Consider the following 20,399-nt stretch of genomic DNA (forward strand, 5'->3'; position numbering starts at 1 on the left):
GCTCCGTCCCCTTCATCGCCGTTTCAGCCGCGCCGCACCCAGCGCGCCGCGCCTTGCCGCGCGCGGTTTTCCACGCGACGCGCGGCGCGATCGTGCCGCAGCGCATCATCGAAAGCCGCCGTGCCGCCTTGACAGCGTGAATCGCGTATCCGATCATTCGACCAACAACAGAGCAATTGATCGGTCGGCGAGCGTTCGCTCACCTCGCTGCCTTCGCACAGCAGAACGAACCGGAGACAACCAGTGAGACTGGAAGACAAGGTCGCGATCCTGACGGGCGCGGCAAGCGGCATCGGCGAAGCGGTCGCGCAACGCTATCTGGACGAGGGCGCGCGCTGCGTGCTGGTCGACGTGAAGCCCGCGGGCGGTTCGCTCGCACGGCTGATCGAGGCGAACTCCGGCCGCGCGGTGGCCGTCACCGCGGACGTCACGCGCCGCGACGATATCGAGCGCATCGTCGCGACCGCCGTCGAGCGCTTCGGCGGCGTCGACATCCTGTTCAACAACGCGGCGCTGTTCGACATGCGCCCGATCCTCGACGAATCCTGGGACGTGTTCGACCGGCTGTTCGCGGTCAACGTGAAAGGGCTGTTCTTCCTGATGCAGGCCGTCGCGCAGCGGATGGTCGAGCAGGGCCGCGGCGGCAAGATCGTCAACATGTCGTCGCAGGCGGGGCGTCGCGGCGAGGCGCTCGTTTCGCACTACTGCGCGACCAAGGCCGCGGTGATCAGCTACACGCAGTCGGCCGCGCTCGCGCTCGCGCCGCACCGGATCAACGTGAACGGCATCGCGCCGGGCGTGGTCGACACGCCGATGTGGGAGCAGGTCGATGCGCTGTTCGCGCGCTACGAGAACCGGCCGCTCGGCGAGAAGAAGCGGCTCGTGGGCGAAGCCGTGCCGCTCGGCCGGATGGGCGTGCCGGGCGACCTGACCGGCGCCGCGCTGTTCCTCGCGTCGGCCGACGCCGACTACATCACCGCCCAGACGCTGAACGTCGACGGCGGCAACTGGATGAGCTGACATGGCGCCGCTCGCACGCGCAACCCGGGCGTCCGCGCCGCGCGCGGCCGCCGCCGCACGAGGGCACGCATGATGGCCGAGATCGTCGTCGCCGGCGAACTGCTGGCCGAATTCGTCGCCGCCGAGCGCGGCCAGGGCTTCGACACGCCGGGCCTGTTCGCGGGGCCGTTTCCGAGCGGCGCGCCGGCGATCTTCGCCGACCAGGCCGCGCGGCTCGGCGCGCGCGTCGCGTATGCGGGCTGCGTTGGGCGCGATGCGTTCGGCGACGCGATCGTCGCGCGGCTCGAGCACGACGGCGTCGACGTCGCGCGCATTCGTCGTGTCGCGCGTCCCACCGGCACCGCGTTCGTCGCGTATCGCGACGACGGCTCGCGCAGCTTCGTGTTCAGCCTGTCCACCAGCGCGGCCGCGTGCGTCGATGCATCCGACGTCGACTCCGCGATGTTCGACGGCTGCCGCTACTTCCACGTGATGGGCTCGTCGCTGACGAGCGAATCGGCGATCGCGGCGGTCCAGCGCGGCGTGATCGAAGCGGCGCGCGTCGGCGCGAAGGTGTCGTTCGACCCGAACGTGCGGCCCGAGATGCTCAGCTTTCGTCCGATGCGCGCGGCGCTCGACACGATGCTCGCCGCGTGTCATCTGTTTCTGCCGAGCGAGGCCGACCTGCCGTTCTTCTGCGGGCAGCAGCCGGCCGAGCGCGCGATCGCGGGGCTGCTCGCGACGCATCCGCTGCTCGAGCGCGTCGTGCTCAAGCGCGGCGCGGCAGGCAGCGCCGCGTTCGACCGTGCGAGCCGTGTGGACGTGCCGGCCTGGCCGGTCGACGAACTCGATCCGACCGGCGCCGGCGACTGCTTCGGCGGCACGTTGGTCGCGAGCCTCGTCGCCGGCCTGCCGGTCGACGTCGCGCTGCGCCGCGCGAACGCGGCCGGCGCGATCGCGGTCACGCGGCGCGGCCCGATGGAGGGCAACAGCAGCGCGACGGAAATCGACCGCTTCCTGACCGAACGAGGTGTCGCATGTCCGGCCTGACCCCCGTCGCCGAACGCCCGCGCAACGCGCACGCCGGCACCGTGCTGCGGATGATCTTCGACGCGAACCGCGCGGATGCGCAGCGCGGCATCTATTCGGTCTGCAGCGCGCACCGGCTCGTGCTGGAGGCCGCGTGCGAGGCCGCGCGCGCGGACGGCTCGCCGCTCCTGATCGAGGCGACCTGCAACCAGGTGAACCATCTCGGCGGCTACACGGGCATGACGCCCGCCGATTTCCGGCGCGACGTCGATGCGATCGCGCAGCGCTGCGGGCTCGCGCCGTCGGCGCTGGTGCTCGGCGGCGACCATCTGGGCCCGAACCCGTGGCGGCACCGCCGCGCGGCCGATGCGATGCGCGAAGCGGCCGCGATGGTCGCCGCATACGTCGAAGCCGGTTTCGAGAAGATCCACCTCGACGCGAGCATGGCGTGCGCGGACGATCCGGCGCGGCTCGACGACCGGACCATCGCCGCCCGCGCGGCCGAGCTGTGCCGCGCGGCCGAAGACGCGGCGGCGCGCGCCGGCGTCGCGCCCGTGTACGTGATCGGCACCGAGGTGCCGACGCCGGGCGGCGAAGTGGCTGGCGGCACGGGCGGCGATGCGATCGCGCGGATCGCGGTCACGCGCAGCGACAGCATCGCCGCGACGCTGGACGCGCATCGCGGCGCATTCGCGGCGGCCGGGCTCGACGACGCTTGGACGCGCGTGGTCGCGATCGTCGCGCAGCCGGGCGTCGATTTCGACGATCGCCACGTGCTGGACTACGACAGCGCGAAGGCCGCGTCGCTCGGCGCGAGCATCCTGCGCACGCCGCGCCTCGTGTTCGAAGCGCATTCGACCGACTACCAGACCGAAGGCGCGCTCGCCGCGCTCGTGCGCGACCACTTCGCGGTGCTGAAGGTCGGGCCCGCGCTGACCTTCGCGTTGCGCGAGGCGCTGTTCGCGCTCACCTTCATCGAGGACGCGCTGATCGACGACGTCGCGCAGCGCTCGCGGTTGCGCGACGTCGTCGACGCCGCGATGCGCGCGCAGCCCGAGCACTGGGCGCCGTATTACCGCGGCGACGAAACCGAGCAGCGGCTCGCGCGCCAGTTCAGCTACAGCGACCGGATCCGCTATTACTGGCTGCAGCCGGCCGTCGCGGCGGCGGTCGATCAGTTGTTCGACAACCTTGCGCGGCAGCCCGTGCCCGAGACGCTCGTCGCGCAGTGGCTGCCGGACGTGTACGCCGCGTGCCGCGCGGGCGGCCTCGCGAGAGAGCCGCGCGCATGGGTGCGCCACCGGATACGCGACGTGATCGCGCACTATGCGCGCGCGTGCGGGATGCAGCGGCCGGCGTGACGGGCCGCGAAGGAAGCGACGCAATACGAAACGCGCAATACGCAACACGCAACACCGACGACAGTTCGAACAATCACAGGAGACATGCCATGCAACGAAAGATGCTCGATGCCGCCGCACGCTGCTTCGCCGGAGCCGCGCTCGCGACGGCCGCGTGCGCGGCGTCCGCCGGCACGCTGACGATCGCGACGCTGAACAACCCGGACATGATCGAGTTGAAGAAGCTGTCGCCGGCGTTCGAGAAGGCGAACCCGGACATCAAGCTGAACTGGGTGATTCTCGAGGAAAACGTGCTGCGCCAGCGCGCGACGACCGACATCACGACCGGCAGCGGCCAGTTCGACGTGATGGCGATCGGCACGTACGAGACGCCGCAGTGGGGCAAGCGCGGCTGGCTCGCGCCGATGACGGGCCTGCCCGCCGACTACGACCTGAACGACATCGTGAAGACCGCGCGCGACAGCCTGTCGTACAACGGCCAGCTGTATGCGCTGCCGTTCTACGTCGAAAGCTCGATGACGTTCTACCGCAAGGACCTGTTCGCGGCGAAGGGGCTGAAGATGCCCGACCAGCCGACCTACGACCAGATCGCCGAATTCGCGGACAAGCTCACCGACAAGGCGAAGGGCACCTACGGCATCTGCCTGCGCGGCAAGGCCGGGTGGGGCGAGAACATGGCGTACGTGTCGACGGTCGTGAACACGTTCGGCGGGCGCTGGTTCGACGAGAACTGGAACGCGCAGCTGACGTCGCCGGAATGGAAGAAGGCGATCAATTTCTACGTGAACCTGCTGAAGAAAGACGGCCCGCCGGGAGCAAGCTCGAACGGCTTCAACGAGAACCTGACCCTGACCGCATCGGGCAAGTGCGCGATGTGGATCGATGCGACGGTCGCGGCCGGGATGCTCTATAACAAACAGCAGTCGCAGGTCGCCGACAAGATCGGCTTCGCGGCCGCGCCGGTCGCCGCCACGCCGAAGGGCTCGCACTGGCTGTGGGCATGGGCGCTGGCCGTGCCGAAGACGTCGAAGCAGCAGGACGCCGCGCGCAAGTTCATCGCGTGGGCGACGTCCAAGCAGTACATCGAGATGGCCGGCAAGGACGAAGGCTGGGCGTCGGTGCCGCCGGGCACGCGCGCGTCGACCTACCAGCGCCCCGAGTACAAGGCCGCCGCGCCGTTCTCGGACTTCGTGCTGAAGGCGATCGAGACGGCCGACCCGAACGATCCGTCGCTGAAGAAGGTGCCGTACACGGGCGTGCAGTATGTCGGGATTCCTGAATTCCAGTCGTTCGGCACGGTGGTCGGACAGGCGATCGCGGGTGCGGTGGCCGGCCAGATGACGGTCGACCAGGCGCTCGCCGCCGGACAGGCCGCCGCCGATCGCGCGGTGCGTCAGGCCGGCTACAAGAAGTAACGCGGCCCGCACCGTGCGCGCCGCCGCGCACGGTGCCCGTCGCCGAAGCAGACAGGCGGGGCGGCCGTTCGCGCCCGCGCCTCAACCGGAGGGACTCCGATCATGCGTCATTTACGTCTTCCCCTGAGCCACGCGCCGTCGGTCGGCGACGCGTCGTCGCCGCCGGGCGCGCCGCGCCGCGCGCGCGGCGGCGCCAGCTGGCTCGTGTCGCCGTCCGTCGCGGTGCTGCTGCTGTGGATGTCGATCCCGCTCGCGATGACGATCTGGTATTCGTTCTCGCGCTACAACCTGCTGAACCCGGACGTGAAGGGCTTTGCCGGGTTCGACAACTACCGCTTCCTCGCGACCGATCCGTCGTTCCTGCCCGCGATCTGGCACACGCTCGTGCTGATCGGCGCGGTGCTCGCGATCACCGTGGTCGGCGGCGTGCTGATGGCCGTGCTGTTCGACCGCAAGTTCTACGGGCAGGGCGTGGCGCGCCTGCTCGTGATCGCGCCGTTCTTCGTGATGCCGACGGTCGCCGCGCTGATCTGGAAGAACATGATCCTGCATCCGGTGTACGGGCTCGTCGCGAACGCGATGCGCGCGCTCGGGATGACGCCCATCGACTGGTTCGCCGACTACCCGCTCACCGCCGTGATCATCATCGTCGCTTGGCAGTGGCTGCCGTTCGCGTTCCTGATCCTGTTCACCGCGATCCAGTCGCTCGACCAGGAACAGAAGGAAGCCGCGCGCATCGACGGCGCGGGCGCGATCGCGATGTTCTTCTACATCACGCTGCCGCACCTGAAGCGCGCGATCGCCGTGGTCGTGATGATGGAGACGATCTTCCTGCTGTCGATCTTCGCGGAGATCTACACGACGACGGGCGGCGGCCCCGGCAACGCGACGACCAACCTGTCGTACCTGATCTATGCGCTCGGCCTGCAGCAGTTCGACGTCGGCCTCGCATCCGCGGGCGGGATCATCGCCGTCGTGGTCGCGAACGTCGTGTCGTTCTTCCTGGTGCGGATGCTCGCGCGCAACCTGAAGGGGGAGTACGAGAAATGAGCGACCTGACTCTCGAAGGCCGGCGCGCGCCGGCCGCGTTCGCCCTCGTGCGGCGTGCGCTGCCCGGCGCGCTCGCGTGGCTGCTCGCGCTGCTGCTGTTCTTCCCGATCTTCTGGATGGCGATCACCGCGTTCAAGACCGAGCAGCAGGCGTACGCGTCGTCGCTGTTCTTCATGCCGACGCTCGACAGCTTCCGCGAGGTGTTCGCGCGCAGCAACTACTTCGCGTTCGCGTGGAATTCGGTGCTGATTTCGGCCGGCGTCACGGTGATTTCGCTGCTGCTCGCCGTGCCTGCGGCTTATGCAATGGCGTTCTTCCCGAACCACCGCACGCAGAAGGTGCTGCTGTGGATGCTGTCGACCAAGATGATGCCGTCGGTCGGCGTGCTCGTGCCGATCTACCTGCTGTGGAAGAACGCGGGGTTGCTCGATACCGTGTCGGGCCTCGTGATCGTGTACACGCTGATCAACCTGCCGATCGCGGTCTGGATGACCTTCACGTACTTCAACGAGATTCCGAAGGACATCCTCGAAGCCGGGCGCATCGACGGCGCGTCGACGTGGCAGGAGATCGTCTACCTGCTGATGCCGATGGCGCTGCCGGGTCTCGCGTCCACCGCGCTCCTGCTCGTGATCCTGTCGTGGAACGAGGCCTTCTGGAGCATCAACCTGTCGAGCTCGAGCGCCGCGCCGCTGACCGTGTTCATCGCGTCGTACTCGAGCCCCGAGGGGCTGTTCTGGGCGAAGCTGTCCGCGGCTTCCCTGCTGGCCGTCGCGCCGATCCTGATCGTCGGCTGGCTGTCGCAGAAGCAGCTCGTGCGCGGGCTCACGTTCGGGGCGGTCAAATGAGCGCGGCCGAAGGCGCGGGCGGAAAAGGCGCGGTCGGCCACGGAATGAACGTGCTGATCTGCGATTGCGACGGCGTGCTGATCGACAGCGAGGCCGTCGCCGCCGACGTGATCGTGCGCGAGCTGGACGCGCGCTGGCCGGGCGTCGACGCGCGGCCGGCGGTGATGCCGCTGCTCGGGCTGCGCATCGAGCGCGTGCTGGCCGGCGCGAGCGAGGCGGTCGGCCGCACGCTGACGGAGGTCGACGTCGACGCGATCCGCCGCGCGGTCGAGGCGGCGGCGGTCAACGCGCCGATGGTCGCCGGCATCGATACGGCACTTGCCGCGATCGGTCTGACGACGGCATGCGCGAGCAACAGCTACCGCGCATACGTCGAGGCGGCGCTCGCCCGCACCGGCCTCGCGCGCTTCTTCGGCGACCGGCTGTTCTGCGCGGATGCCGTCGCCAGGCCGAAGCCCGCGCCCGACGTGTATCTCGCGGCCGCACGCGCGCTCGGCGCGGTGCCCGCGCAATGCCTCGTCGTCGAGGACAGCGTGACCGGCATCACCGCGGCCGCCGCGGCCGGCATGACCGTGCTCGGCTTCATCGGCGGCGGGCATGCGTCGGCCGCGCAGATCGACGCGCTGCGCGGAATCGGCGCGCGTCACGTATTCGACGACATGCACGAGCTGCCCGGCTACGTCGCGCGCTGGCAGGCGACCGGCGCCGTGCTGCCGAATTAGTACCACGAACGATCGCGCCGCATCGAACGCGGCGCATCACGAACGAACGGAGACAGATCATGGCAAGCGTGCTCCTGCGCAACATCGCGAAGCGCTACGACGACACCGAAGTGCTGCGCAACGTGAACCTCGACATCGCCGACGGCGAATTCGTCGTGTTCGTCGGGCCGAGCGGCTGCGGCAAATCCACGCTGATGCGGATGATCGCCGGGCTCGAGGACATCTCGAGCGGCGACCTGCTGATCGATGGCGCGAAGGTCAACGACGTGCCGAGCGCGAAGCGCGGCATCGCGATGGTATTCCAGTCGTATGCGCTGTACCCGCACATGACGCTGTACGACAACATGGCGTTCGGCCTGAAGCTCGCCGGCGCGAAGAAGCCCGAGATCGACCAGGCGGTGAAGCAGGCCGCGAAGATCCTGCACATCGATCACCTGCTCGACCGCAAGCCGAAGCAGTTGTCGGGCGGCCAGCGGCAGCGCGTCGCGATCGGCCGCGCGATCACGCGCAAGCCGAAGGTGTTCCTGTTCGACGAGCCGTTGTCGAACCTCGACGCGGCGCTGCGCGTGAAGATGCGGCTGGAATTCGCGCGGCTGCACGACGAGCTGAAGACGACGATGATCTACGTGACGCACGACCAGGTCGAGGCGATGACGCTCGCCGACAAGATCGTCGTGCTGTCGGGCGGCGCGGTGCAGCAGGTCGGCACGCCGAACGCGCTGTACCACGCGCCGGCCAACCAGTTCGTCGCGGGCTTCATCGGCTCGCCGAAGATGAATTTCCTGACGGGCACGGTCGAGTCGACCGATGCGACCGGCGTGCTGGTGCGCTTCGGCAGCGGCGAGACGCAGCGCGTCGCGGTCGACGCGGCCGGGCTGCAGCGCGGCGCGGCGGTGACCGTCGGCGTGCGGCCCGAGCATCTGCTGGTGGCGCAGGCGGCAACCGGCGTCGCCGCGCGGACGATGGCCGTCGAATCGCTCGGCGATGCCGCGTATCTGTACGCGGAGTCGGCCGTCGCGCCGGACGGGCTGATCGCGCGGATTCCGCCGCTCGACACGTACCGCACCGGCGAGGCGCTGCACGTGCATGCGCAGGCCGAACACTGCCACCTGTTCGACGAACACGGACAGGCGCTGCGCCGGCTGAGCCCGCACGCGAAGGCGGCGTGACGGCAGGGCGCGGTCAGATGCGCAGGTGCGCGACCATGTAATCGACGAAGGCGCGCAGTTTCGGCGTCGGATGGCGCCCTGACGGCCACAGGACGTAGATCGGCGTGCGGCTCGCGACGTATTCGTCGAGCACTGCATGCAGCGTGCCGTCGTCGAGCGCGTCGCGCACGAAGAATTCGGGCAGGCACGCGATGCCGAGCCCGCGCTGGGCGAAGCACAGGCGGGTCTCGGCGTTGTTGCTGACCATCGAGACGGGCACCACCGGCGGCGTGCCCGAGCGCGACGCGCGCAACGGCCAGGTCTCGAGCTTGCCGCTGCTCGGGAAACGGTAGTGCAGGCAGCGATGCCGAGCGAGATCGGCCGGCGTGCGCGGCGCGCCGTGCCGTTCGAGATAGCCGGGCGACGCGACGAGGTGCTGCCGGAAATGGCCGAGCAGTCGCGACGACAGTCGCGAATCCGTCGGCCGGCCGGTGCGCAGCACCGCATCGAAGCCTTCGTCGACGACGTCGACGAGGCGGTCGCTGAAATCGATGTCGAGTTCGATTTCCGGATACGCGGCCATGAAATCGGCGAGCAGCGGCAGCAGCAGCGTGCCGATCGTCGGCAGGCTCACGCGCAAGCGCCCGCGCGGCGCTTCGGCGCTGTGCGTCAGTTCCTGCTCGGCCGCGTCGATCTCGGCGATCACGCGCCGACACCGTTCCAGGAAGCGCGTGCCTTCCGCGGTCAGCGTGATGCTGCGTGTGCTGCGGTGGAAGAGCCGCACGTTCAGCCGGGCCTCGAGCCGCGCGATGCGCTTGCCGATCGCGGACGCCGACAACCCGAGCGCGCGGCCGGCCGCGACGAAACTGCGCGTTTCCGCGACCTGGACGAACACGACGAAACCGCCAAGATTTTCCATGCAGGTTCCCGATTGCGGACATCGACGTCCGGAGTGTCCGGAACTCTAACCCGGTTTTTCTTATTGCGCCGGTTCCCTACGATGGGCGTTCCTTCTCTCTTCGAGGTCACGCCATGTCATCCCTGCCTGTCTCCGTTCATCGCGCCGAACCGGACGCCGCGCTGCCCGAGCGCCTCGATGCCGCGCTCGACCGCGCGCTGGCCGACGCGCGCGTGGTCGGCGCGGTCGTGCTGGTCGCCCGCGACGGCGAGCTTCGCTACGCGCGCGCGGCCGGTCTCGCCGATCGCGAGGCCGGCACGCCGATGCGGGAGGACACGCTGTTCCGGCTCGCGTCGGTATCGAAGCCGATCGTGACGGCCGCCGCGATGCGGCTGGTCGCGGCGGCACGCATCGAACTCGACGAGCCGGTCGCGCGCTGGCTACCCGCGTTCCGGCCGACGCTGGCCGACGGCACGCCGGCCGACATCACGTTGCGTCATCTGCTGTCGCATACGGCCGGGCTCGGCTATCGCTTCCTCGAAGCCGACGCCGACGGCCCGTATGCGCGTGCCGGCGTGTCCGACGGGATGGACCGCGCGGACCTGTCGCTCGCGGAGAACGTGCGGCGCATCGCAGGCGTGCCGCTGCGGTTCGCGCCCGGCACGTCGTGGGATTACTCGCTCGCGACCGACGTGGTCGGCGCGCTGATCGAGGCGGTCGACGGCAGGCCGCTCGCCGACGCCGTGGCCGCGCTCGTCACGACGCCGCTCGGGATGACGGACACCGCGTTCTTCTCACGCGATGCGGCGCGCTTCGCGACGCCGTACGTGAGCACGCCGGGCGCGCCGCGGCGGATGGCCGACGACGATCTCGCGCCGGTGTACGACGGCACGGTCGGCATCCGCTTCGCGCCGGCGCGCGCGTTCGACGCGGCCGCGTGGCCGTCGGGCGGCGCGGGGATGGTCGGCACCGCGCGCGACTGCCTGACGCTGCTCGAGACGTTGCGCACCGGCCGCGACGGCTGGCTCGCGCGCCGCTGGATCGACGAGATGGCGCGTGTGCAGCCGGGCGCGCACGACCTGCCGGACGCGCCGGGATTCGGCTTCGGGCTGGGATTTTCGGTGCTGCGCGATCCGGCGGCCGCGCAGTCGCCGGAGTCGGTCGGCACGTGGCGCTGGGGCGGTGCATACGGGCACGCGTGGTTCGTCGATCGCGCGGCCGGGCTGACGGTCGTCGCGCTGACCAATACGTTGTACGAAGGGATGCACGGGCGTTTCGTCACCGACGTGCGCGATGCGGTGTACGGCGTCGACGAACGGAGCGCGACATGAGCGAGTGCGTAGCCGTTTCCGATCGCGTCTCCGACCGCATCGCCGACCCGGCGTGCGGATTGTCCGCGCCGGCGCGCGAAGGCTTGCCGGTCGCGAACCTGCTGGCGCTCGCGACCGCCGGGTTCATCACGATCCTCACCGAAGCGTTGCCGGCGGGCCTCCTCCCGTTGATGAGCGTCGACCTGCGCGTGACCGAGGCGCTGATCGGCCAGCTCGTGACCGTCTATGCGCTCGGCTCGATCGTCGCGGCGATTCCGCTCGTCGCCGCGACGCGCGCGATGCGCAGACGCCGGCTGCTGCTCGCGGCGCTCGCCGGGTTCGTCGTGTCGAACGCGCTGACGGCCGCGTCGCCGTATTACGCGCTCACGCTCGCCGCGCGCTTCGTCGCGGGCATGTCGGCCGGGCTGCTGTGGGCGCTGCTGGCGGGCTACGCGAGCCGGATGGTCGACGCATCGTTGCGCGGCCGTGCGATCGCGGTCGCGATGCTCGGCGCGCCGGTCGCGATGTCGATCGGCATTCCGGCCGGCACCGCGCTCGGCGCGATGTTCGGCTGGCGCGTCGCGTTCGCGGGCATCACGGTCGCGGCGCTCGCGCTGATCGGCTGGATCCGGCTGCGCGTGCCCGACTTTCCGGGGCAGCAGGCCGGCGCGCGCGCGCCGGTGCGCCGCGTGTTCGCGCTGCCCGGCGTGCGGCCGGTGCTGGTCGTGATGTTCGCGTACGTGCTTGCGCACAACATGCTGTACACGTACGTCGCGCCGTTCCTCGCGGGCGTGCGGATGGGCGCGCAGGTCGATGCGGTGCTGTTCGTGTTCGGCGTCGCGTCGCTGGTCGGCATCGCGCTGACGGGCGCATGGATCGGCGCCGCGCAGCGGCGGCTGACGCTCGCGAGCATCGCGCTGTTCGCGCTTGCGGCGGCGATGCTCGGCGCCGGGTCCGGCATGACGATCGTGTATGCGGGCGTCGCGCTCTGGGGGCTCGCGTTCGGCGGCGCGCCGACGCTGTTCCAGACGGCTGCCGCGAACGCGGCGGGCGACGCGGCCGATGTCGCGCAGTCGATGCTCGTGACGGTGTGGAATCTGGCGATCGCGGGCGGCGGCATCGCGGGCGGGATGCTGCTCGGCGCGACGGGTGCGGGGGCGATTCCATGGGTGCTCGTCGCGCTGCTGGCCGCGGCGTGGATCGGCGCGTGGCGCGCGCGCCGGCACGCGTTTCCGGCGCCGCGCGCGGCCGCGTGAGCGTTGGGCGGCGTCAGGCCGCCTTCGCCTCGAGCGCCGCGCGCGCGCAGGTCTCGTCGGTGACGAGCCCCGACAGCCAGCCGCCGCGCAGCGCGGCGATCACGGCGTCGCGCTTCTTCGGGCCGCCCGCGAACGCGATCGTCGGGCGCTTCGGCGGCGCGTCGAGCGCGACGCTCGTCACGCGCGCGCTGGTCGACACGTCGACCAGCTTGCCCTGCGCATCGATCGGCACGCCGAGCAGTTCGGCCACCGCGCCGAGCGCGGTCATCTCGTCGCGTTCCTGTTCGGTGATGAAGCCGTCCTCGTAGAGCGGGCAGTGCGGGCCGATGTTGCCGATCCCGACGAACGCGACATCGGCCTGCGCCGACAGCGCGTCGACGATCCGGTACAGCCGGTGATTGCACCATTGCGCGCGCTCGGCGTCACTGTCGGCGAACAGCGGCGCGGGCAGCAGGAAGTGCTTGCCGCCGGTTTTCTCGGAGATGTACTGCGCGACGTCGTAGCGGTTCGACGAGCCGTCGGCCGCGATCGCGCCGACCATCGACACGAGCCGGTGCTGCGGCCGCTCGATCTGCGCGATCTGCGCGACCGCGGCCTTCAGCGTCCGGCCGCTGCTGACGGCGATCACCATCGGTCGCGTCTCGTTCAGGTAGCGCTCCATCACCTGCGCGCCGGCGACCGCGAGCTTGCGGTCGATCGCTTCGGGCGCGTCGGCGTCGACGGGCACGACTTCGCACATCGCGAGCCCATAGCGCTTCGACAGCTGCGCGCCGAGGTCGAGACAATCGGCGAGCTGATGATCGACGCGCACGCGGATCAGGTTCTTCTCGACCGCGAACGCGACGAGGCGCTGCGCGACCGGGCGCGACACCTGCAGCTTCTCGGCGATTTCGTTCTGCGTGTCGCCCGCGACGTAGTAGAGCCACGCGGCGCGCGTGGCGAGATCGAGTTTTTCTGAGGACTTGGACACGATAGCGGTTCGGTTCGGATCGGGGTCGGCCGTCGGGCGGCGCAACGGCATCCACTGTAACGCATGCCGGATGCGCGGCCGCCGGCCGCTGCGCGTCGCCGCTTACGCGAGCCGCGCGCGCGACGGTTCGTAAAGCGGGCGCACGTGGCGATACAGCGCGCGGAATGCGTCGAGGCGCTCGCGCAGCAGCGCATGACGGCCGGCATCCGGCACGTATTCGGCGCGCACCGGCGGCTTGGTCAGCACGGCATGCGGATCGCCGCCGACGGCGAGCCAGCCCAGGCGCGCGGCGCCGAGCGCCGCACCGGTTTCGCCGCCGCCGTGCCGGCACGTGCGCACGTTCAGCGCATCGGCGATCAGCTGCGCCCAGAACGCGCTGCGCGCGCCGCCGCCGATCAGCGACAGGCGGTCGGTTTCGACGCCGGCCGCATGCAGCGCGTCGAGGCCGTCCGCGAGGCCGAGCGTCACGCCTTCGAGCACCGCGTAGCCGAGGTGCGCGCGTTCGGTCGCGTGCGTCATCCCGAAGAACACGCCCTGCGCATAAGGATCGTTGTGCGGCGTGCGTTCGCCGGACAGGTACGGCAGGAACAGCGGCGCCGTCGCGAGCGCGTCCGCGTCGAGCGCCTCGATTTCGGCGAGCAGCGCCGGCTCGTCCGTGCCCGTCAGCTTGCAGACCCAGCGCAGGCAGCTCGCGGCCGACAGCACGACGCTCATCAGTTGCCAGCGATCGGGAATCGCGTGGCAGAACGCATGCACGGCCGATGCGGAGTTCGGCATGAAGCGGTCGCCGACCACGCTCAGCACGCCGGACGTGCCGAGCGACACGAAGCCGTCGCCCGCGTGGATCGCGCCGATGCCGAGCGCGCTGGTCGCGTTGTCGCCGCCGCCGCCCGCCACCACGACGGCCTCCGACAGCCCGAGCTCGCGCGCGAGATCCGCGCGCAGCGTGCCGGACGGCGCGTTGCCTTCGACGATGCGCGGCATCTGCGCCCGCGTCATGTCGCACGCGGCGAGCAGCGCGTCGGACCAGTCGCGGCGCGCGACGTCGAGCCACAGCGTGCCGGCCGCGTCGGACGGGTCGGACACCTTCGCGCCGGTGAGACGGAAACGCAGGTAGTCCTTCGGCATCAGCACGCACGCGGTCGCCGCGAACACGTCGGGCTCGTGCTTCGCGACCCACAGCAGTTTCGGCGCGGTGAAGCCGGGCATCGCCAGGTTGCCGGCGAGCGCGTGCAGATCGGGGGCGCGTTCGGTGAGCAGCGCGCATTCGTCGGCGCTGCGCATGTCGTTCCACAGGATCGCGGGGCGCAGCACGCGGTCGTCGCGGCCGAGCAGCACCGCGCCGTGCATCTGGCCCGACAGGCCGATCCCGCGCACCTGCGCGAATGCGTGCGGATGCCGCTCGCGCAGCGCCGCGAGCGCGGCGAGCGTGCCGCGCCACCAGTCGTCCGGATGCTGTTCCGCCCAGCGCGGGTGCGGCCGCGACACGCTGAACGGCGTGCCCGCGGTGCCGACCACCGTGCCGTCCGGGGCAAGCAGCAGCACCTTCACTTCCGAGGTGCCGAGGTCGATGCCGAGATACATGAGCGATCCGTTCCGTCAGTGAGGAGCCGCTACTTTAGCCGCACGCATGCGCACCTGCCAACGCAGGTTCGCCCGGATGCGCGGCCGCTCGCGGCGGCCGGTTGCGAGGCTGCCGGCCGTCGCGCGTCAGCGCTGCGCGAGCCATGCGTCGACGCGTGCGAGCCCGGCGCGCAGCGCGTCGAACAGCGCCGCGTTGCCGGCGAGCGAGCCCCACAGCGCGCGGCTCGCGCACAGCGCGACGACAGGGTCGTCGGCTTCGACGATCGCGCGCGCGGCGCCGTCGTCCATCACGCCGTCCTGGTACGCATACGGAAGCAAGCCGCGCGCCCAGCGTTCGAGAAAGCGCAGGAACAGCGCCGGCAACACGGCGGTGGCGACCGGCGCCGCGCCGCGTGTGAGCGATTCGGCGAGCGTCGGCGCGATGAAGCCGGGAATCTTCGAGAAGCCGTCGGCCGCGACGCGCTGGTTCGTGTCGAGCACGTACGGGTTGCCGAAGCGTTCGAGCACGACGTCGCGGTAGCGTTCGAGATCGAGCGGGCTCGGGCTGAGACACGGGATCACGTCCTGCGTCACGTAGTCGTGCGCGAACCGGCGGATCGCCGCGTCGTGCGTGCCCTCGTGGATGTACGTGTAGCCCGCGAGCGTGCCGGCCCACGCGATGCAGCTGTGCGTCGCGTTGAGGATGCGGATCTTCGCTTCCTCGTACGGGTGCACGTCGTCGACCAGCTCCGCGCCGGCCAGCTCCCAGCGCGGCCGGCCGGCCGCGAAGCGGTCCTCGATCACCCACTGGATGAACGATTCGCCCATCACCGGGCATGCGTCGTCGACGCCGGTGGCCGCGCGCACGCGTTCGCGCACGTCGGCGGTCGGGCGTGGCGTGATGCGGTCGACCATCGCGCTCGGCGTCGCGACGTTCGCGTCGAACCACGCGAGCAGGCCGTCCTCGCCGCGCCGTTCGAGGAATTCGCGCATGCCCGCGCGAAAGCGCGCGCCGTTGTTGCGCAGGTTGTCGCAGCTCTGCAGCGTGAGCGGGCCCGCGCCGCGCTTCACGCGCTCGGCGAGCAGCGCCGCGAGCGCGCCGTACAGCGTCGTGCGCGCGCCCTGCAGGTCGGCCGCGAGATCGGCGTTCGCGAGGTCGAGCCGGTTGTGTTCGTCGAGGTAGTAGCCGCCTTCGGTCACGGTGAACGACACGATCCGGCAGGCCGGGTCGGCGCCGGCGTCGATCAGCGCGGCGAGGTCGATCGACCACGGCAGCACGCGCGAGATCGCGCGGACCGTCTCGTATGCGCGCTCGCCCTGCGGCGTGACGGTTTCGAGCGTGTACGCGCCGTGCTGCGCGGCGAGCGCGTCCATCGTCGCGCGCATGTCGTCGCGGATGTTGCCGACGGTCAGCGACCAGCGTTCGTCGGCCGGAACGGCCGCGTTCACGCGATGCAGATACCACGCCTGGTGCGCGCGGTGGAACGAGCCCGCGCCGATGTGCAGCAGCACGGGCGCGCGGGCGGAGGACGATTCGCTCATCCGGTGTCTCCTGTTCGTGCCAGTCTTTCCTGTCGAATACGATCATTTGCTCTTTGTGTGAGCGAATGATCGTATTCAGGCGAACGAAAGTCAAGGCGGGGACACGGCATTTCGATGGTGCGCTGCGGCGGCGCGCGCGGCGGCGCGAATGCGGGGCGCGAAGGGGAGAGCGGTGTCAGCGACCTTCGCGCGTGAGCGCGACGAGTTCGTCGAGCAGTTTGCCGGCCGGCCCCGGCAGGATCCCGTGGCGGCGCCGGAATGCGGTGAGCGTGCGCACCGCGACGACCTCGCGCACCGGCAGCGTGTCGATCGTGCCGGCGCGCTGTTCGGCGCCGTACATCGGTTCGGCCATCCAGCTCAGGAAGCCGGCATGCGCGACGAGGCTCTTCAGCGTCGTGACCGAGCGCGTCTCGACCGCGATGTCGGGAAGGGCAAGCCCGTGCGCGTCGAAGGTCGCGCGCATGTGGTCGAACGGCGCGGTGCCGCGCGGCGGAATCGCCCAGCGCGCGTGCAGCGTATCGGCGAGCGTCGGTGCGCGGCCGAGCGCGCGCAGCGGATGGTGCGGCGCCGCAACGATATGGCTGCGATCTTCCCAGCGGCACTCCGGAATCGCGACGATCTCGTCGGTGTCGGGCCCGTGCGCGGACAGCGCGAGATCGATCTCGTGCTTGTTCAGCCCTTCCGCGAGCCGGTCCCACACGCCTTCGAGAATCTCGACACGCAGGTTCGGCCAGCGATCGAGCACGCGGCCGACCGCGACCGGCAGCACGAGGCTCGCGATGCTGCCCACCGTGCCGACCTTGATCGTGCCCTTCGCGAAGCCGCGCATCGCGTCGAGCTCCTCGCGCGCGTGCTCGGCCTCGTGCTGCAGCAGCGTCGCGTGCGGCAGCAGCGCCTCGCCGAATGCCGTCAACTGCACGCCTTTCGAATGACGCTCGAACAGCGGCGCGCCGACCTGGTCCTCGAGCCGCTTCAGGATCCGGCTCAGCGCCGGCTGGGTCACGTGCAGCGCGTCGGCCGCGCGGCCGAGGCTGCCGCACGCGACGATGGTCGTGAATGCCCGCAATTGCCGGAGATCGAAAGTCATGCCGAACCGTAATGGCTTTTCGCAAAAAATACAGTATCCGTGAATGACTCGCGCTTCGATACTGTGGAAACCGCCAAGCCACCAAGGAGACGCCCGAGCATGTCCGGCACCCCGTCCCATTCCGCCGCACCGGCCGCCCCGATCACCGTTCGCGATGCCGTCATCGACCTGTTTCGCCAGTTCGGCATCGATCGCGTGTTCGGCAATCCCGGCTCGACCGAGCTGCCGATGTTCCGCGATTTCCCCGCCGATTTCCGCTACGTGCTCGGCCTGCAGGAGGCCGTCGTGGTCGGCATGGCGGACGGTCATGCGCAGGCCACCGGCAACGCGGCGGTCGTCAACCTGCATTCGGCGGCCGGCGTCGGCAACGCGATGGGCAACCTGTTCACGGCGTTCAGGAACCGCACGCCGCTGATCGTCACCGCGGGCCAGCAGGCGCGCGCGATCCTGCCGTTCGATCCGTTTCTCGGCGCGACGCAGGCCGCCGAGCTGCCGAAGCCGTACGTGAAATGGAGCATCGAGCCGGCGCGCGCGCAGGACGTGCCGGCCGCGATCGCGCGGGCGTACCGGATCGCGATGCAGGAGCCGCGCGGGCCGGTGTTCGTGTCGATCCCGGTCGACGACTGGGACCAGCCGGCCGAGCTGCTGCCGCGCCGCGACGTGAGCAGCGTCGTGCGGCCCGATCCCGATGCGCTCGCGCGGCTCGGCGACGCGCTCGATGCGGCGCGGCGTCCCGCGCTGGTGGTCGGCGCGGCCGTCGATCGGGCCGGTGCGTGGGACGACGTCGTGCGGCTCGCCGAGCGGCACCGGGCCAGCGTGTACGTCGCGCCGATGTCGGGGCGCTGCAGCTTTCCCGAGGATCATCCGCTGTTCGCCGGCTTCCTGCCCGCGATCCGCGAGAAGATCGTCGCGCGGCTCGACGGGCACGACCTCGTGTTCGCGTTCGGCGCGCCCGCGTTCACCTATCACATCGAGGGCAGCGGCCCGCACGTGCCGCCGGGCGCCACGCTCGTGCAGCTGGTCGACGATCCCGGCATCGCCGCGTGGACGCCGTCGGGCGACGCGGTCGTCGGCAACCTGCGGCTCGCGGCACGCGACCTGCTGGCGCGGCCGGCGCCGCCCGAGCGACCGATGCCCGCGCCGCGGCCGCCGCGCCCGCGCGCCGAAGCGCCGGCCGCCGGCGAGCGGATGTCGGTGGCATTCGCGCTGCAGACGCTCGCCGACGTGCGCGACGCGCACGACATCGTCGTCGAGGAAGCGCCGAGCGCGCGGCCGGTGATGCAGGCGCACCTGCCGTTCACGCGCAGCGGCACGTTCTACACGATGGACAGCGGCGGGCTCGGCTACGGGATGCCGGCTGCGGTCGGCGTCGCGCTCGCGCGGCCGGGGCGGCGCGTGATCGGGCTGATCGGCGACGGGTCGAGTCTCTATTCGATCCAGGCATTGTGGAGCGCCGCGCAGCTGAAGTTGCCGATCACGTTCGTGATCCTGAACAATCGGCGCTACGCGGCGCTGCAGGATTTCGCGCCCGTGTTCGGCTTCGGCCCCGACGACCCGGTGCAGGGCACCGATCTGCCCGACCTGGATTTCGTCGCGCTCGCGCAGGGGATGGGGTGCCGCGGCATCCGCGTCGCCGATGCCGCGCGCCTGCACGACACGCTGACCGATGCGCTGCGGGCCGATACGCCCGTCGTCGTCGACGTCGAGGTTGCCTGACGCGCGTTGCGCGTCGTTCCGGAGAATCCATGCAAACCGTATCGATGCTGATCGGCGGCGAACGCCGCCATTCGTCCAGCGGCGCGACCTTCGTGCGCCGTAACCCGCTCGACGGCGACGTCGCGTCGGCCGCGCCCGCGGGCACGGTCGACGATGCGCGCGCGGCGGCCGACGCGGCCGCTCGCGCATTTTCCGAATGGGCCGCGCTCGGCCCCGGCGCGCGCCGCGCGCTGCTGCTGAAGGCTGCCGCCGCGCTCGAAGCGAAGCACGAGCAGTTCGTCGTCGCGATGGCGGCCGAAACAGGCGCATCGGCGCTGTGGGCAGGCTTCAACGTGCACCTTGCAGCCAGCGGGCTCGTCGAGGCCGCGTCGCTGACCACGCAGGTCGGCGGCGAGCTGATCCCGTCCGACGTGCCCGGTTCGCTCGCGATGGGCGTGCGGCAGCCGGCCGGCGTGGTGCTCGGCATCGCGCCGTGGAACGCGCCGGTGATCCTCGCGACGCGTGCGCTCGCGCTGCCGCTCGCTTGCGGCAACACGGTCGTGCTGAAGGGCTCCGAGCTGTGCCCCGTCACGCACGGGCTGATCGTCGAGGCGCTGCAGGAGGCCGGGCTGCCGCCGGGCGTCGTCAACTTCGTGACGAACGCGCCCGAGGATGCGGGCGCCGTCGTCGACGCGTTGATCGCCCATCCGGCCGTGCGCCGCGTGAATTTCACCGGCTCGACGCGCGTCGGGCGCATCGTCGCCGAAGCGTGCGCGCGTCATCTGAAGCCGTCGGTGCTCGAACTCGGCGGCAAGGCGCCGTTCGTCGTGCTCGACGATGCGGATCTCGATGCGGCGGTCGCCGCGGCCGCATTCGGCGCATTCGCGAATTCAGGGCAGATCTGCATGTCGACCGAGCGGATCGTCGTCGACGCGTCGATCGCCGATGCATTCGTCGCGAAGCTTGCCGCCAAGGCCGCGTCGCTGCCGCTCGGCGATCCGCGCCAAGGGCCGGTCGTGCTCGGTTCGCTGATCGACATGAAGGCCGTCGAGCGCTGCAACGCGCTGATCGACGATGCGCTCGCGCACGGCGCGACGCTGTTGTGCGGCGGCAAGTCGGACAGCACGCTGTTCCCGGCGACGCTGCTCGATCACGTGACGCCCGCGATGCGGATCTACGCGGAGGAATCGTTCGGGCCGGTGAAGGGCATCGTGCGGGTCGATGGCGAGGCGGCCGCGATCCGCTGCGCGAACGACAACGCATTCGGGCTGGCGTCGGCCGTGTTCAGCCGCGACGTCGCCCGCGCGATGCGAGTCGCGGCGAGCATCGAATCGGGCATCTGCCACGTGAACGGCCCGACCGTGCACGACGAGGCGCAAATGCCGTTCGGCGGCGTGAAGGACAGCGGCTTCGGCCACTTCGGCGGCAAGGCCGGCATCGCCGCGTTCACGGACCTACGCTGGATCACGGTGCAGACCGCGCCGCGCCAGTATCCATTCTGAGAGG

18 protein-coding genes are annotated in these 20,399 nt (G+C 70.7%); 12 read left to right on the forward strand and 6 right to left on the reverse strand.

Going from position 1 to position 20,399, the window contains the following annotated elements:
• Positions 1–23: 23 nt before the first annotated feature.
• The gene (locus WS45_RS35180) at positions 24–260 is read right to left on the reverse strand and encodes a hypothetical protein (protein ID WP_156437251.1); all 237 of its coding nucleotides are present in this window, start codon (positions 258–260) and stop codon (positions 24–26) included.
• On the opposite strand from WS45_RS35180, the gene WS45_RS22760 reads away from it, so the two are divergent.
• The 8 genes from WS45_RS22760 to WS45_RS22795 all read left to right on the forward strand — a co-directional run bounded on the left by WS45_RS22760 (position 244) and on the right by WS45_RS22795 (position 8,593).
• The gene (locus tag WS45_RS22760) at positions 244–1,020 is read left to right on the forward strand and encodes an L-iditol 2-dehydrogenase (RefSeq protein WP_059527907.1); all 777 of its coding nucleotides are present in this window, start codon (positions 244–246) and stop codon (positions 1,018–1,020) included. The genes WS45_RS35180 and WS45_RS22760 overlap by 17 nt on opposite strands.
• 72 nt (positions 1,021–1,092) lie before the next feature.
• A complete protein-coding gene (locus WS45_RS22765; RefSeq protein WP_059701957.1) occupies positions 1,093–2,049 on the forward strand; it encodes a sugar kinase in 957 nt (318 codons plus the stop codon).
• Complete coding sequence (locus WS45_RS22770) at positions 2,037–3,389, forward strand: D-tagatose-bisphosphate aldolase, class II, non-catalytic subunit (protein ID WP_059701784.1); 1,353 nt, start codon at positions 2,037–2,039, stop codon at positions 3,387–3,389. The genes WS45_RS22765 and WS45_RS22770 overlap by 13 nt, the downstream gene beginning before the upstream one ends.
• Before the next feature lie 89 nt (positions 3,390–3,478).
• Positions 3,479–4,804: an ABC transporter substrate-binding protein gene (locus tag WS45_RS22775; protein ID WP_059527901.1), complete on the forward strand. Its 1,326-nt coding sequence runs from the start codon at positions 3,479–3,481 to the stop codon at positions 4,802–4,804.
• A gap of 102 nt (positions 4,805–4,906) precedes the next feature.
• Positions 4,907–5,854, forward strand: coding sequence for a carbohydrate ABC transporter permease (locus WS45_RS22780; protein ID WP_059527898.1), 948 nt, complete (start codon positions 4,907–4,909; stop codon positions 5,852–5,854).
• Positions 5,851–6,702, forward strand: a complete 852-nt coding sequence (locus tag WS45_RS22785; RefSeq protein ID WP_059701786.1) for a carbohydrate ABC transporter permease — start codon at positions 5,851–5,853, stop codon at positions 6,700–6,702. Before WS45_RS22780 ends, WS45_RS22785 begins: the two co-directional genes overlap by 4 nt.
• A complete protein-coding gene (locus WS45_RS22790; protein WP_059701789.1) occupies positions 6,699–7,424 on the forward strand; it encodes an HAD family hydrolase in 726 nt (241 codons plus the stop codon). The genes WS45_RS22785 and WS45_RS22790 overlap by 4 nt, the downstream gene beginning before the upstream one ends.
• Before the next feature lie 59 nt (positions 7,425–7,483).
• Positions 7,484–8,593: an ABC transporter ATP-binding protein gene (locus tag WS45_RS22795; RefSeq protein WP_059701791.1), complete on the forward strand. Its 1,110-nt coding sequence runs from the start codon at positions 7,484–7,486 to the stop codon at positions 8,591–8,593.
• 13 nt (positions 8,594–8,606) lie between these two features.
• Here the strand turns inward: WS45_RS22795 and WS45_RS22800 are convergent, their stop codons facing one another.
• A complete protein-coding gene (locus WS45_RS22800; RefSeq protein ID WP_059527889.1) occupies positions 8,607–9,491 on the reverse strand; it encodes a LysR family transcriptional regulator in 885 nt (294 codons plus the stop codon).
• A gap of 113 nt (positions 9,492–9,604) precedes the next feature.
• Here WS45_RS22800 and WS45_RS22805 point away from each other — a divergent pair, with 113 nt between their 5' ends.
• Both WS45_RS22805 and WS45_RS22810 read left to right on the forward strand, forming a co-directional pair.
• On the forward strand, positions 9,605–10,801 hold the full coding sequence (locus WS45_RS22805; RefSeq protein WP_059701793.1) for a serine hydrolase domain-containing protein: 1,197 nt from the start codon (positions 9,605–9,607) through the stop codon (positions 10,799–10,801).
• Positions 10,798–12,036: an MFS transporter gene (locus tag WS45_RS22810; protein WP_059701796.1), complete on the forward strand. Its 1,239-nt coding sequence runs from the start codon at positions 10,798–10,800 to the stop codon at positions 12,034–12,036. The genes WS45_RS22805 and WS45_RS22810 overlap by 4 nt, the downstream gene beginning before the upstream one ends.
• 13 nt (positions 12,037–12,049) lie before the next feature.
• On the opposite strand, the gene WS45_RS22815 is transcribed toward WS45_RS22810, so the two are convergent.
• From WS45_RS22815 to WS45_RS22830, 4 genes are all read right to left on the reverse strand, one after another.
• Entirely contained in the window at positions 12,050–13,057 is a 1,008-nt protein-coding gene (locus WS45_RS22815) for a sugar-binding transcriptional regulator (protein ID WP_175911239.1), read from the reverse strand.
• A 51-nt stretch (positions 13,058–13,108) separates the two neighbouring features.
• Positions 13,109–14,590, reverse strand: coding sequence for a xylulokinase (gene xylB, locus WS45_RS22820; RefSeq protein WP_059701798.1), 1,482 nt, complete (start codon positions 14,588–14,590; stop codon positions 13,109–13,111).
• A gap of 126 nt (positions 14,591–14,716) precedes the next feature.
• The gene (dalD, locus tag WS45_RS22825) at positions 14,717–16,111 is read right to left on the reverse strand and encodes a D-arabinitol 4-dehydrogenase (RefSeq protein ID WP_059701801.1); all 1,395 of its coding nucleotides are present in this window, start codon (positions 16,109–16,111) and stop codon (positions 14,717–14,719) included.
• A 175-nt stretch (positions 16,112–16,286) separates the two neighbouring features.
• On the reverse strand, positions 16,287–17,198 hold the full coding sequence (locus WS45_RS22830) for a LysR family transcriptional regulator (protein WP_059690592.1): 912 nt from the start codon (positions 17,196–17,198) through the stop codon (positions 16,287–16,289).
• Positions 17,199–17,297: 99 nt separating this feature from the next.
• Here WS45_RS22830 and mdlC point away from each other — a divergent pair, with 99 nt between their 5' ends.
• Together mdlC and WS45_RS22840 are read left to right on the forward strand one after the other, a co-directional pair.
• The gene (mdlC, locus tag WS45_RS22835; RefSeq protein ID WP_059701803.1) at positions 17,298–18,914 is read left to right on the forward strand and encodes a benzoylformate decarboxylase; all 1,617 of its coding nucleotides are present in this window, start codon (positions 17,298–17,300) and stop codon (positions 18,912–18,914) included.
• A gap of 29 nt (positions 18,915–18,943) precedes the next feature.
• On the forward strand, positions 18,944–20,395 hold the full coding sequence (locus WS45_RS22840; protein WP_059701805.1) for an aldehyde dehydrogenase family protein: 1,452 nt from the start codon (positions 18,944–18,946) through the stop codon (positions 20,393–20,395).
• Positions 20,396–20,399 lie beyond the last annotated feature (4 nt).

Source organism: Burkholderia sp. RF2-non_BP3 (genome assembly GCF_001522185.1).
Classification (GTDB): Bacteria; Pseudomonadota; Gammaproteobacteria; order Burkholderiales; family Burkholderiaceae; genus Burkholderia; species Burkholderia diffusa.

Bases quoted from the DNA above. Each gene is read 5' to 3' on its own strand.
- WS45_RS22765 (WP_059701957.1), top strand. From the start codon at position 1,093: ATGGCCGAGATCGTCGTCGCCGGCGAACTGCTGGCCGAATTCGTCGCC.
- WS45_RS22770 (WP_059701784.1), top strand. From the start codon at position 2,037: ATGTCCGGCCTGACCCCCGTCGCCGAACGCCCGCGCAACGCGCACGCC.
- WS45_RS22775 (WP_059527901.1), top strand. From the start codon at position 3,479: ATGCAACGAAAGATGCTCGATGCCGCCGCACGCTGCTTCGCCGGAGCC.
- WS45_RS22780 (WP_059527898.1), top strand. From the start codon at position 4,907: ATGCGTCATTTACGTCTTCCCCTGAGCCACGCGCCGTCGGTCGGCGAC.
- WS45_RS22785 (WP_059701786.1), top strand. From the start codon at position 5,851: ATGAGCGACCTGACTCTCGAAGGCCGGCGCGCGCCGGCCGCGTTCGCC.
- WS45_RS22790 (WP_059701789.1), top strand. From the start codon at position 6,699: ATGAGCGCGGCCGAAGGCGCGGGCGGAAAAGGCGCGGTCGGCCACGGA.
- WS45_RS22795 (WP_059701791.1), top strand. From the start codon at position 7,484: ATGGCAAGCGTGCTCCTGCGCAACATCGCGAAGCGCTACGACGACACC.
- WS45_RS22800 (WP_059527889.1), bottom strand. From the start codon at position 9,491: ATGGAAAATCTTGGCGGTTTCGTCGTGTTCGTCCAGGTCGCGGAAACG.
- WS45_RS22805 (WP_059701793.1), top strand. From the start codon at position 9,605: ATGTCATCCCTGCCTGTCTCCGTTCATCGCGCCGAACCGGACGCCGCG.
- WS45_RS22810 (WP_059701796.1), top strand. From the start codon at position 10,798: ATGAGCGAGTGCGTAGCCGTTTCCGATCGCGTCTCCGACCGCATCGCC.
- WS45_RS22815 (WP_175911239.1), bottom strand. From the start codon at position 13,057: ATGCCGTTGCGCCGCCCGACGGCCGACCCCGATCCGAACCGAACCGCT.
- xylB (WP_059701798.1), bottom strand. From the start codon at position 14,590: ATGTATCTCGGCATCGACCTCGGCACCTCGGAAGTGAAGGTGCTGCTG.
- dalD (WP_059701801.1), bottom strand. From the start codon at position 16,111: ATGAGCGAATCGTCCTCCGCCCGCGCGCCCGTGCTGCTGCACATCGGC.
- WS45_RS22830 (WP_059690592.1), bottom strand. From the start codon at position 17,198: ATGACTTTCGATCTCCGGCAATTGCGGGCATTCACGACCATCGTCGCG.
- mdlC (WP_059701803.1), top strand. From the start codon at position 17,298: ATGTCCGGCACCCCGTCCCATTCCGCCGCACCGGCCGCCCCGATCACC.
- WS45_RS22840 (WP_059701805.1), top strand. From the start codon at position 18,944: ATGCAAACCGTATCGATGCTGATCGGCGGCGAACGCCGCCATTCGTCC.